The 12,743-nt window shown below is 71.2% G+C and carries 9 protein-coding genes; 4 read left to right on the plus strand and 5 right to left on the minus strand.

The window, feature by feature from the left end:
- Nucleotides 1–81: 81 nt before the first annotated feature.
- The 4 genes from G3I42_RS09660 to G3I42_RS09675 form a co-directional block, all read right to left on the minus strand.
- Nucleotides 82–1,041, minus strand: a complete 960-nt coding sequence (locus G3I42_RS09660; RefSeq protein ID WP_203606592.1) for a carbohydrate ABC transporter permease — start codon at nucleotides 1,039–1,041, stop codon at nucleotides 82–84.
- 15 nt (nucleotides 1,042–1,056) lie between these two features.
- Nucleotides 1,057–2,019, minus strand: coding sequence for a sugar ABC transporter permease (locus G3I42_RS09665; protein WP_164284290.1), 963 nt, complete (start codon nucleotides 2,017–2,019; stop codon nucleotides 1,057–1,059).
- An 8-nt stretch (nucleotides 2,020–2,027) separates the two neighbouring features.
- Nucleotides 2,028–3,386 carry an extracellular solute-binding protein gene (locus G3I42_RS09670; RefSeq protein ID WP_164284292.1) on the minus strand — a complete coding sequence of 453 codons (1,359 nt, stop codon included), beginning with the start codon at nucleotides 3,384–3,386 and terminating at the stop codon, nucleotides 2,028–2,030.
- Between the two features lie 582 nt (nucleotides 3,387–3,968).
- On the minus strand, nucleotides 3,969–4,982 hold the full coding sequence (locus G3I42_RS09675; RefSeq protein ID WP_010267716.1) for a LacI family DNA-binding transcriptional regulator: 1,014 nt from the start codon (nucleotides 4,980–4,982) through the stop codon (nucleotides 3,969–3,971).
- Nucleotides 4,983–5,381: 399 nt separating this feature from the next.
- Between G3I42_RS09675 and G3I42_RS09680 the strand changes: the two genes are divergently transcribed.
- From G3I42_RS09680 to G3I42_RS09690, 3 genes are all read left to right on the plus strand, one after another.
- Entirely contained in the window at nucleotides 5,382–7,151 is a 1,770-nt protein-coding gene (locus G3I42_RS09680; RefSeq protein ID WP_164284294.1) for a glycosyl hydrolase family 28-related protein, read from the plus strand.
- 162 nt (nucleotides 7,152–7,313) lie between these two features.
- Nucleotides 7,314–8,795: an MFS transporter gene (locus G3I42_RS09685; protein WP_164284296.1), complete on the plus strand. Its 1,482-nt coding sequence runs from the start codon at nucleotides 7,314–7,316 to the stop codon at nucleotides 8,793–8,795.
- A gap of 64 nt (nucleotides 8,796–8,859) precedes the next feature.
- Nucleotides 8,860–9,429, plus strand: a complete 570-nt coding sequence (locus tag G3I42_RS09690) for a TetR/AcrR family transcriptional regulator (protein WP_164284298.1) — start codon at nucleotides 8,860–8,862, stop codon at nucleotides 9,427–9,429.
- A 116-nt stretch (nucleotides 9,430–9,545) separates the two neighbouring features.
- Here G3I42_RS09690 and G3I42_RS09695 read toward each other — a convergent pair whose 3' ends face one another.
- Nucleotides 9,546–10,562, minus strand: coding sequence for a Gfo/Idh/MocA family oxidoreductase (locus G3I42_RS09695; RefSeq protein ID WP_164284300.1), 1,017 nt, complete (start codon nucleotides 10,560–10,562; stop codon nucleotides 9,546–9,548).
- A 270-nt stretch (nucleotides 10,563–10,832) separates the two neighbouring features.
- Between G3I42_RS09695 and G3I42_RS09700 the strand changes: the two genes are divergently transcribed.
- Nucleotides 10,833–12,629, plus strand: coding sequence for an ABC transporter ATP-binding protein (locus tag G3I42_RS09700; RefSeq protein ID WP_164284302.1), 1,797 nt, complete (start codon nucleotides 10,833–10,835; stop codon nucleotides 12,627–12,629).
- The last annotated feature ends 114 nt before the right edge of the window (nucleotides 12,630–12,743 follow it).

Genomic DNA, 12,743 nt, shown 5'->3' on the forward strand with positions numbered 1-12,743 from the left:
ATCAGGGGGCGGCGGCGCGCAGGGCGGAGGAGGGCCGCGGGCCGGGCGCGCCGCGTGCGGGGCGCCGGGCCCGCTCGGTCGTCAGCCCTTGGTGGAGCCGGCGGAGATGCCGGCGATGATGTGCCGCTGGAAGACCAGGAAGACCAGGAGCATCGGGATCGACGCGATGACCATGGCCCCGATCTGCGTGGACTGCGAGATGTTCTGCGAGAACTGCACGAGCGCCACGCTGATGGGCTGCTTGTCGGTGTCCGAGAAGACCATGAGCGGCCACAGGAAGTCCTGCCAGACCGCGACCAGGCCGAGGATGGAGACGACGGCGAGGACGGGGCGGGACATCGGCAGCAGGATCGACCAGAGCTGGCGGAGCTTGCCGGCCCCGTCGATCTCGGCGGCCTCCAGGACGTCCCGCGGTATCTGGTCGAAGAAGTTCTTCAGCAGGTACAGGTTGAAGGCGTTGGCCACGGCGGGCAGCCAGATGCCGAGCGGGTCGTTGAGCAGGCTCGTGTGGATGAGCGGCAGGTCCGCGACCGTGAGGTACTTGGGGACCAGCATCGCCTGGGCCGGCACCATGAGCGTGGCCAGGATGCCTCCGAGCACGATCTTGCCGAAGGCGGGCTTGAGCTTGGAGAGCGAGTACGCGGCGGCGGTGCAGAAGACGATCTGGAGGGCCCAGGCGCCGAAGGCCTGCACGACCGTGTTCCACAGGTGCGTGGGCAGGTCCATCTGGTCCCACGCGTCGGTGTAGTTGGAGAACTGCCAGTGCTCCGGGAAGAGCGTGGGCGGCGTCTGGGTGAGCTCGTCGGCGGGCTTCGCGGCGCCGGTGACCATCCAGTACACGGGGAAGAGGAAGGCGAGCGCGAAGGCGATCACGACGAGCGTGAAGAACGTCCAGTACAGGACCTTGCCCTTGGTGCTGGCGAGGGCCAGCGGTGAGACAAGGGTGCGGATGGACGGCCCGTTCTCACGCTTGTCGCGGCGCTTGCCGCGGCGCGTGGGGGGCACGGGGGCCGCTTCGGTGGGCGGCAGGACGGCGGTCATCTGCGCGGTCTCCTCTCAGTCCTTGGTCCGGGTGAGCCACAGGTAAACCGCGGAGAACAGGCTGAGCAGTACGAGGAGCATCGCGCTCAGGGCGCAGGCCCCGCCGAAGTTCTGGTAGCTGAAGGCGTACTTGTAGATCAGGTAGAGCACGGTGGTGGTCGATGCCTCGGGGCCGCCGCCTGTGATGACGAAGGGTTCGGTGAACACCTGCATCGTGGCGATGATCTGGAGGAGCATCAGCATGAGCATCACGAACCGCGTCTGCGGGATCGTGACGTGCCGTACGCGCTGGAAGATGTTCGCGCCGTCCAGTTCGGCGGCCTCGTACAGCTCGCCGGGGATGCCCTGGAGGGCGGCGAGGTAGATGAGGACGGTGCCGCCCATGTTCGCCCAGGTCGAGACGAGGACGAGGGAGACGAGGGCGGTGTCGGCGCTGAAGATCCAGTCCGAGGTGGGCAGATGGAGGAAGCGCAGGACCTCGTTGATCAACCCCGCGTCGGGGTCGTAGAACCACTTCCACAGCAGCGCGCTCACGACCGGGGGGATCATCACCGGGAGGTAGACGACGATCCGGAAGAAGCTCTTCGCGTGGCGCAGCTCGTTGAGCACCAGCGCCATGAGGAAGGGCACGGCGAAGCCGATGACCAGCGCGAACACGGTGAACATCGCCGTGTTCTTCCAGGCGGTGGCGAACTCCGGGTCGTGGAAGACCGCCGTGAAGTTGTCGAAGCCCACCCACTCCGGGTCGGAGCCGGGGATGTACTTCTGGAACGAGATGATGATCGCGCGGATCGCGGGATACCACGAGAACACCGCGAAACAGACGATGCCCCCGATGAGGAAGGCGTAGGCGCGGAGGTTGTGGACGAGGGCGCGGCGCCAGCGGTCGGCGCGCCCGTAGCCCGCCGGGCGGGCCGCCCCCTCGGTGGAAGGGGGCGGCGCCGCGGCGGACCGCTGAGGTGCCTGAGCAGTCTTCATGGGTGTGGTCAGCCTCGGGCGAGAATGCCGTTGATCTTGGAGTCCGCGTCCTTGAGGAGCTTGTCGATGTCCGCGTCCTTCTTGGTGAGGACGGAGGAGACGACCGAGTCGAGGACGGTGTAGATCTGCTGGGCGCCGGCCGGCTCCAGCTGCGGCTTGACGGTGCCGGCGCCGTCGATGAACGCCTGGTAGTTCTCGACCGGCATGTTCGCGTACTGCTTCTTGAGCGCGAGGTCCTTCTCGTCGCGCTCACCGGTCCACAGGCGCGGCTCGGGCAGGCCGACCGGGGCCTTGTTCGCGGCGGCGCGCTTCCAGTTGTTCAGGCCCTCACCGGGGGTGTTGGTCTGGAACTCCAGGAACTTCAGGCCGGCCTTGATCTGCGCGGGGGTGGCCTTCTTGTTGAACATGTAGCCGTCGCCGCCCGCGAGGGTGCCCTTGCCGCCGGGCATCGGGGCGAGGCCGAGGTCCTCGTACTTGGCGCCCTTCTCCTTGACGAGGATCGGGATGTTGTCCGGCGCCGAGAGGTACATGCCGAGCTTGCCGGAGCCCATCATCTGCTGCACGTCGTTGATGATGAGCAGCTGCTTGCTGCCCATCGAGTTGTCGCGCCAGCGCATGTCCTTGAGGTTCTGCAGCACGGCCTTGCCCTCGGGGGTGTCGACCGCGGACTTCTTGCCGTCCTCGGTGACGAGGGTGCCGCCCTGCGAGTAGATCTCGGCGCCGAAGTGCCAGCCGCCCTGGTTCTGGGCGCTGTAGTCGGCGTAGCCGACGGTGCCGTTGCCGAGACCGGCGATCTTCTTCGCGGCGGCCTGGACCTCTTCCCAGGTGGTCGGGGGCTTCTCGGGGTCGAGACCGGCCTTCTTGAAGAGCGCCTTGTTGTAGATGAGGCCCATCGAGTAGTTGGTGCGCGGCACCCCGTAGACCTTGCCGTCGACGGTGTACACGTCGCGCAGTTCCGGCCGGATGTCCTGGAACCACTTGAGGTCCTTGACGTACGGCGTCAGGTCCGCGGCCTGGTTGATGTCCACGACGTGCTTGGCGTCGGTGAAGTACGTGTAGAACACGTCCTCCATCTGGCCGCCGGCGAGCTTGGCGTCGAAGGTCTTGGGGTCCTGGCAGGGGAAGGCATCGTGAGCGGTGACGTCGATGTCCTTGTTGGCCTTCTCGAACGCCGCGATGTCGTCCTCGAAGCTCTTCCGGTCGATCTTGGCGCTCTTCGGCGGCTCGCAGTTGACGGTGATCTTCGTCTTGCCGCCGGCGGAGCTGCCCTTGCTGTCGTCGTCCGAGCCGCAGGCGGCCAGGCTCGTCAGCGCCAGGGCGGACACAACAGCAACGGTACAAGTACGGCGGAACCCGGAGCTTCTCATCGGTGGACCCCTCTAGGGATGGGAAACCCACAGCTGCTTCGCTGTGTGGCGGCGCTCACTCAATCACTCACCACGAATATCCGCAAGATGTCGCCGCGATTTCGCAATTATTCGACAGCAGCATGGATGCGGCCGAGGGCGGGTAGGCGGAAGGGTTACTCGTGCGCAGCCGGCGGTGCGCCGCGCCCCCGCCCCGCGCACACCTGCCCCAAAGGGGCCTCTGAACAGCGGGTTCGGCGCCCGTGACCCCGCTGTGACCTGGCACGGCGCCGGTGACGGGGGACCCTCGGGCGAGGGGGACGGCGGCGCTCTCAGCGTGCCCGGGAACGCCCCTCCATGGGGCGTGGAATGCGTCACTCCGCCCCGTTGTAGGCGGCTGGTCGGCTACCCGCCGGAGTGCGCGCTCAAGGGCGAAGACCTGACGGAGACCGGACGGTGTTCTGAAAGTTATGGACTCCGCGCCGTCCAGGGGCTTGACGGTGCGGGACCCCGCGCGGTGCGGGAGGGCCGGTACGGGTGCGGGGCGGACACCGCGTGGTGTCCGCCCCGCACCCGTACCGGCCCCGCGTCCGGCCCAGTCGCTCAGCCGTTGCGCGGCGCCTGGCCGGTGGAGCCGCGGACGACGAGTTCGGGCTCGAAGAGCAGTTCGCCCGGGGGGACGGTGCGCCCGCCGATCTGGAGACTCAGAAGTTCCACGGCCGCGCGCCCCATCGCCTCGATGGGCTGGCGCACGGTGGTGAGCGGCGGCTCCGCGCAGTTCATGAAGGCCGAGTCGTCGTAGCCGACGACGGAGACCTGCCCGGGGACGTCGAGGCCGCGCCGGCGGGCGGCACGCACCGCGCCGAGCGCGAGCGGGTCGCTCGCGCAGATGATCCCGGTGACGCCCTGGTCGAGCAGGCGGGAGGCGGCGGCCTGTCCGCCCTCCAGCGAGAACATCGCGCGCACCACGCGCTCGGGCGGCAGCTCGCCCCCGGCCGCGCGGGCCACCGCACGGGCCATCACGAGCTTGCGCCGCGAGGGCATGTGCCCCTCGGGACCGAGCACGAGGCCGATGCGCTCGTGGCCGAGCGAGGCGAGGTGGCGCCATGCCTGTTCGAGCGCCACACCGTCGTCGCAGGAGACGGTGCGGAATCCGAGGGTCTCTATGGCGGCGTTGATGAGCACCACGGGAATCTGCCGGTCGGCGAGGACCCGGTAGTGCTCGTGCGAGGCGTCGGCCTGGGCGTAGGCACCGCCCGCGAACACCACGCCGGACACCTGCTGCTGGAGGAGGAGTTCGATGTAGTCCGCCTCGGAGACCCCGCCCTTGGTCTGGGTGCACAGCACGGGGGTCAACCCCTGCTGGGCGAGGGTGCCGCCGATCACCTCGGCGAAGGCGGGGAAGATCGGGTTCTGGAGCTCGGGCAGGACGAGCCCGACGAGGCGGGCACGCTCCCCGCGCAGCTGGGTCGGCCGCTCGTAGCCGAGGACGTCGAGGGCCGTCAGCACGGACTGCCGGGTGGCCTCGGCGACGCCGGGCCGCCCGTTGAGCACCCGGCTCACCGTTGCTTCGCTGACCCCGACCTTCTTGGCCACCTGAGCAATTCGTCGCGTCATGACCGCAAGATTAACGCAGCTCTTGCTCGTTATCCGACGTCGTGCGGTGACACTCTTCCACCGCGCACGGGAGCGCGACAAGCGCTTCACGGTCGGGACCGCCAGGTCCGTCCGTCCTGGAGGCCCTTCGGAAGAGCGGCACGTGGGGGCGGAGATGACGGCACGCCGCTCCGGAGGCCGGGCGGCGGCTCGTCGGTGGACCTCGAAAACTTCCATCGTGTCAGCAGGAATTCACGAAACCTTGTTGATCCCTTGCTGTGACGCGTGCGACACACCTAGGGTGAGCCCCGCCTAGGCCGCCCCACCGTGCCCACGGCGGGCGTCCTCCCTCCCCACAGGAAGGCGCACCACTCCATGCGTGCCAGCGAAAAGCGCACAGCTGTCTCGGGTGACATGCCCATGACCACCCTGGCCACCCCCCGGCCCGTACCTCGGCGGCTGCTCCCCCTCGCGGTCGCCGTCGCCGCCGCGGCCACCACCGCCGCCCTGCTCGCACCCACCGCGAGCGCCGCTCCCCGCCCCGTGGCACCGCGGCCCGCCGCGACCGCCGCCGGTGCCTCGCTCCCCTTCACCTCGGTGGAGGCGGAGGACGCCGAGAGCGCGGGCAGCGTCATCGGCCCCGACTACACGCAGGGCACCGTGGCCTCGGAGTCGTCCGGGCGGCGCGCGGTCCGGCTCGGGGCCGGGCAGAGCATCACCTTCACGGCGCCCGCGGCGGCGAACGCCCTCACCGTCGCGTACAACATCGCGGACGGGCGGACCGGCGACCTCGCGATCGCCGTCAACGGGCAGGCGAGTGACGCGAAGCTCGCCCTCACCTCGAAGTACTCCTACGTCGACACCCCCTGGATCGTCGGGGCCACGACGCACCACCTCCTCGACAACGCGCGCGTCCTGCTCGGCCAGGACCTCGCGGCGGGCGACACCGTGACGCTCACCGCCTCGACCGAAGTGACCGTGGACGTCGCGGACTTCGAGCACGTCGCCCCGGCCGCCACCCAGCCCGCCGGCGCGGAGTCGGTCGTCGACCACGGCGCCGACCCGAGCGGCCGAGACGACTCGACGCAGGCGTTCCGCGAGGCGATCGCCGCCGCCAAGGGCGGCACGGTGTGGATTCCGCCGGGCGACTACGCGGTGAACTCCGCGCTCAGCGGCGTCGAGGACGTGACCCTCCAGGGCGCCGGGAGCTGGTACTCCGTCGTGCACTCCTCCAGTTTCATCAACCAGTCGAACGCGGCGGGCGGCGCCCACCTCAAGGACTTCGCCGTCATCGGCGAGGTGACCGAGCGCAACGACTCCAGCCCCGACAACTTCGTGAACGGCTCGCTCGGCCCCGGCTCGTCGGTCTCGGGGATGTGGCTCCAGCACCTCAAGGTCGGTCTGTGGCTGACCGGTAACAACGACGACCTCGTGGTGGAGGACAACCGCATCCTCGACACCACCGCCGACGGCCTCAACCTCAACGGCAGCGCGAAGAACGTCACGGTGCGCCAGAACTTCCTGCGCAACAACGGCGACGACGCCCTCGCCATGTGGTCGCTCAACGCGCCCGACACCGGCTCGGTCTTCGACTCCAACACCATCTCGCAGCCGAACCTCGCCAACGGCATCGCGATCTACGGCGGCACCGACATCACGGTGAGCAACAACCTGGTCTCCGACACCAACGCGCTCGGCAGCGGCATCGCGATCTCCAACCAGAAGTTCGCCGACCCCTTCTTCCCGCTCGCGGGAACCCTCACCGTCTCGGGCAACACCCTGGTGCGCACGGGCGCGATCAACCCGAACTGGGGGCACCCCATGGGGGCGCTGCGGGTCGACGCGTACGACAGCGACATCGAGGCGAAGGTGAACATCACGGACACCACCTTCACCGACAGCCCGTACAGCGCCTTCGAGTTCGTCTCGGGCGGCGGCACCGGCAAGGCGGTGCGGAACGTGACCGTCGACGGGGCCACGGTGGACAGGGCGGGCACCGTCGTCGTCCAGGCGGAGACCCCGGGCCAGGTCGCGATCGGCGGGGTGAAGGCGAGCGGCGTCGGCGCGGCGGGCACGTACAACTGCCCCTTCCCCGAGGGCAGCGGCGACTTCACGCTCGACGACACCGGCGACAACAGCGGCTGGGACACCACCTGGGACGACTGCGCGACGTGGCCGGAGCCGAAGTAGGAGCCCCACCGGCGGCCCGATGACGCGGCCCCGTTCCCGTACCTCGGTGGCACGGGAACGGGGCCGCGCCGTCTCCTCGGATATTTACGAGGCACGATGCATCGCATCCGTGCTACTTTTTCAGTGCACGCTGTCTCGAAATTCGCCCGAGAAGGACCCCCCGTGACCTCCACCCTGGCTCACCCCGCCGTGTCCGCGCGGCGGCAGGGAGCGGTGCTCGCCTGCCTGAGCGTCTGCACCGCCCTCGTCGTCGGCTTCGTCGCCGCGATCAACCTCGCCGTCCCCCGGCTCGCCGCCTCCTCGCTCCATCCCTCCGCCGACCAGCTCCTGTGGATCGTCGACGCCTACGTCGTCGTCTTCGCCTGCCTCGTCATCCCGGCCGGTGCCGCGGGCGACAAGTTCGGGCGCAAGGGCACCCTGCTGACCGGTCTCGCCGTCGTCGCCGCGGGGGCGCTGGTCTCCGCCGTGGCACCGGACGTCGCGCTCATGCTCGTCGGCCGCGCGCTCACGGGTGTCGGCGCGGCCTGCGTCCTGCCGAACTGTGTCGGGGTCCTGCTCCACGCGACACCGCCCGAGCGGCGCACGCACGCCCTCGCGATCTGGGCCGCGGCCACCGGCATCGGCGGAGTCGTCGGCAACATCGGCGGCGGGGCGCTGCTCGGCGGCTCGTGGCGGACGCTCTTCGTGGGCGTCGCCGTCGTCGCCGTGCTCTGCCTGGCCTGGGCGGCGGCGGTCGCCCCGCGCAGCGCGCGGCACGCGCGCCGGCTCGATCTGCCGGGCACGGTCCTGTTCGTCGCGGCCGTCGTCGCGCTGCTGCTCGGCATCATCGAGGGCCCCGAGAAGGGCTGGTCGAGCGTTCCCGTCGTCACGGCCTTCGCCGCGTGTCTCGTCCTCGGGGTCGTGTGGGTGCTCCTGGAGGCGCGGGTCCGGCACCCGATGCTCGACCCGCGCCTGTTCCGCGACGCGCGGCTGGCGGGGGCCTCGCTCGGCATGGCCGTCGCGTTCTTCGGCACCTTCGGGCTCTTCTACGTCAACGCCTCGCTGCTCCAGTACGGGCGCGGCTGGTCCGTGCTCCGGACGGGCGTCGCCATCATCCCCGTGACGCTCCCACTGCTCCTCGGCAGCCGCCACGTTCCCGCGCTCGTCAAGCGCTTCGGGGTACCGGCGACGCTCACGGCCGCCTTCGTGATCACGAGCGGCGGCCTCGCCGGGCTCTCCTTCACGACGGATCTCGCCTACCCCTGGTACGGCGCGTGCCTCTTCGTCGTCGGCCTCGGCATCATGCTCGCCGGGCCCACGCTGACCGCCGAGATAGCGGCCGGGCTGCCGCTGGAACGCGCGGGCGTCGCGGGCGGTCTCCAGTCCGCGACCCGTGAACTCGGCAGCGCGCTGGGGGTCGCCGTCGTCGGCACGATCCTCACCGCGTCCTTCACCCACCACCTGCCGCACGTTCCCGGTGGCCGGGGCCCCGCGCCGCGCACCGTCTCGGAGGCGCTGGGGGCCGCCCCGGGCGAACACTCCGCCATCACGGCCGCGTTCACGCACGGCGCCGACACCGCGCTGCGCGCCGCGGCCCTGATCACCCTCCTCGCGGGCGTCCTCGTGGTCGGCGGCATCACGCGCGCCCAGCGGGCCGCCCCGTGAGTTCTCGTACGGCGGAGCGGGACACGGCCCGCCGGGGCACCCGGGTGCTCGCTACCCTGTCCGCATGACCGGTTCCGCGCCCCAGGGCCGCCCGCGCAGCGAGACCGCACGTCTCGCGGTGCTCCATGCCGTCGACGACCTGCTCGTCGAGGTCGGCTACGCCGCCATGACCATGAAGGGCATCGCGGAACGGGCGGGGGTCGGCCGCATGACGGTCTACCGCTGGTGGCCGACGAAGGCGCACCTCCTCGTCGAGGCGTGCGCGGCGGACATCCCCAAGGAACTGGCGGTCCCCGACGACGCCGATCCGGTGCGGCAGCTCACCGGCTTCCTCACCGCGCTCGCGGCCTTCCTGACCGGCTCGGACGCGGGCGCGGCCTACCGCGCGCTGCTCGGCGAGGCCCAGCACGACCCGGAGGTGGCCAAGCTCGTGGCGGGCGCCGACCTGCTCGGCGGACCGGCCCGCGAGGTGCTCGCCCGGGTGCGCGGGAAACTGGACGCGGTGCCAGAGGACCGTTTCGCGACGGCCGAGTTGTGCGGGCCCGTGACCCTTCTGGTCATGTCGGGCTCCCCCGCGCCCGAGGCGGCGGCCCTGCGCGCGCACGCGGCACGGCTCGTGAAGGCGTGGGCGTGAGCGCGTGCGGGGCGGCGCGGCGACGGCAGGCGTGAGCGCGCGCGGGCGGCGCGGGCAGGAGTGAGCGCGCGCGTACGGGTGCGGGTCCCGCGCCTCCGTCCGTGGACGGGGCGCGCTCAGGCGTAGATGCCCGGCCTCGGTGCGAGCCGTACCGGCACCCGCTCGCCCGAGTGGAGCGAGGCGATGCCCGCCTCGGCGACGACGCTCGCGACGTACCCGTCCCACACGCTCGGCCCTCCGACGGGCCCGCCCGCGCGGACCGCCGCGACCCAGTCCCGTACCTCCGTGTCGTACGCCTCGGCGAAGCGCGTGAGGTAGTCCTGCGCGATCTCCTGGCCCGCGCCGGCCGCGGAGTGCACGACCATCGCGTGGTCCTCGCCGATGCGCGCGCCGCCGCCCTCGCACACCGCCTCGCAGCGCACCTGGTAGCCGAAGCCGGAGTTGACGTAGATCTCCACGTCGACGAGGACGCCGCCGCTCGTCTCCATGACGACGAACTGCGGGTCCGTAAGCCCCTGCGGGGCGTGCGCCGTGGAGCGGGGGCGCAGCACGGTGACGGCGTCGATCTCCTCGCCGAGCAGCCAGCGCGCCGCGTCGATCTCGTGCGAGACCGAGCTTCCGATGAGCATGTCGGAGGTGAAGTGCGGCGGCGAGGAGACGTTGCGGTGGGTGCAGTGCAGCATGAGGGGGCGGCCGAGCTTGCCGCTGTCGAGCAGGTCCTTGAGGGCCTGGTACTCGCGGTCGTAGCGGCGCATGAAGCCGACCCGGGCGAGCCGCCCCCCGGTCGCGGCCTCCGCCTCTGCGAGCCGCAGCGCGCCGCGCGCGTCGGGGGCGAGGGGCTTCTCGCACAGGACGGGCAGGCCGCGTGCGAAGCAGCCGAGGAGCGCCGCCTCGTGCGCCTCGGCCGGCGAGGCGATGAGCACCGCCTCCACCCCGGGGGCGTCGAGCGCGGCCAGTGGGTCGGTGTGCAGGGTGCACTCCGGCAGGTCTCCCGCCGCCGCTCTCGCCCGGTCCGGATCGGGGTCGGCGACGGCCGCGACGCGCGCCCCGCTCACCACCCGGTCGAGACGTCGTACGTGGTCGGCGCCCATGTGCCCGGCGCCGAGCACCGCGACTCCCAGTGCCTCGCCCATCCCTGACCTCCTGACTGACGCTCGCGTGTCCGTCCGGCGGCCAGCGTAGATCACCACGGGCACGAGGCGGTGGCCGCCCGGCGGCGGAACCGGCCCGAGCGAGCGGCGTTCCGGGCGCGGAAGCCGCGCGGACGGCCCGGGTACGGGGCATGCGGCCGCGCGAGGGCGACTCCCGTCCGGATGCCGGGCGCCCTTCCTGTGCCGCCGTGCTCTGGAGGAGGATGGGGGGCTGTTCGATCGAGCTTCCTCCTTGGAAGGACCACAGCGCTCTTGAGGCAGAACCCTCCGCCCTCCGCGGTGCGGAAGCCGCCGCTCGACCACGCCTACGTCGGTGAGCATCCGCTGCGCACGCTCGGCTACCTGCTGCGCCCCGACCGGGGCCGGCTGACGCTCGCCGTGCTCGTCTTCGCCGTCAAGCACATACCCGTCTGGCTGCTGCCGCTGGTGACGGCCCGCATCATCGACATCGTCGTGGGCCACGAGCCGGTCTCCCGGATCTGGTGGAACACGGCGGCCGTCCTCGTCGTCCTCCTTCTCAACTATCCGCTGCACATGTACTTCTCGAAGCTGTCGAGCCTCGCGATCCGCCGCACGGGCACCGAGTTGCGCGGCGCGCTGTGCCACCGGATGCAGCACCTGTCGATCGGCTACCACTCGCGGGTGAGCGCCGAGGTGCTCCAGACGAAGGTGGTGCGCGACGTGGACGCGCTGGAGACGATGCTCCAGCAGACCGCGCAGAACGGCCTCGGCGCCGTCATGACCCTGCTCGGCGGCCTCGCGGTCATCGGTTTCCAGGCGCCGGTCGCGCTCCCGCTCTTCATCGTCGTGGTGCCGCTCGCCGCGCTGCTGGTACGGAGCCTGCGCGGCCGTATCCGCGCGGACAACGAGGCGTTCCGGGTGGAGGTGGAGCAACTCTCGGCGCGCGTCGGTGAGATGACCACGTTGATCCCCATCACGCGGGCCCACGCCCTGGAGCGGACCGCGCTGCGCCGCGTGGACTCCTCGCTCCAGCGGGTCCTGACGGCCGGTTTCCGGCTCGACATGCTGGGCGGCCGTTTCGGCTCGCTGTCGTGGATCCTGCTCAACGTGATGGCGGTGGCCTTCCTGTCGGGCTCCGCGCTCGTGGCGTACTACGGCCTCTTCGGCATCTCACCCGGTGACGTCGTCATGATCAGCACCTTCTTCACCGGCCTGACGGCCTCGCTGACCGCGCTGCTCAACCTCATGCCGATCGTCTCGCGCGGCCTGGAGTCGGTGCGTTCGGTCGGCGAGGTGCTCCAGGCGCCCGACCTGGAGGTGAACGAGGGCAAGACGGAGGCCGGCGAGGTGACGGGGAACTTCATCTTCGACAAGGTGGGCTTCCGCTACCCGGACGCGGCCGAGCACTCGGTGCACGACTTCAGCCTGTCGGTGCGGGCCGGTGAGACCGTCGCGCTCGTGGGCGGCTCGGGCGCGGGCAAGTCGACCGTGCTCAACCTCGTCATCGGCTTCATCCGGCCGACCGCGGGCCGCATCCTCCTCGACGGCGAGGACATCGCGGGCCTCGACCTGCGCACGTACCGGAGGTTCCTGTCGGTCGTGCCGCAGGAGTCGATCCTCTTCGAGGGCTCGATCCGCGAGAACGTCTCCTACGGGATGGACGGCGAGGTGCCGGACGAGAAGATCCGCGAAGCGCTCGCCGCGGCGAACGCGCTGGAGTTCGTCGACCGGATGCCGCAGGGCGTCGAGACGGTCGTCGGGGCCAGGGGCGCGCGTCTGTCGGGCGGTCAGAAGCAGCGGCTCGCGATCGCGCGGGCCCTCGTGCGCGACCCGAAGGTCCTCGTCCTGGACGAGGCCACCTCGGCGCTCGACAACCAGTCGGAGGCGCTCGTCCAGGAGGCGCTGGAACGCCTCATGCGGGGACGGACGGTGTTCGTCGTCGCACACCGGCTCTCCACGATCCAGGACGCGGACCGCATCGTGGTGATGGACCGCGGGCGGCTCGTGGAGGTGGGCACGCACGAGGAACTGCTCGCCGGTACGGGCCCGTACGCGACGACGCTCCAGCCGCGCGCGTACAGCCGCTGAGGCGCGGGCCCGCGCGGGCCGGGCACGGCCGTACGGGTCGCGTGCCGCCGTACGGGTCGGCTCCCGTCGCCCGGCCGGAGGTTTTCCGGCGGGCGGCGGGGGCCCGGGCCCGTG

The sequence above is a fragment of the Streptomyces sp. SID11385 genome (genome assembly GCF_010548245.1).
Classification (GTDB): domain Bacteria; phylum Actinomycetota; class Actinomycetes; order Streptomycetales; family Streptomycetaceae; genus Streptomyces.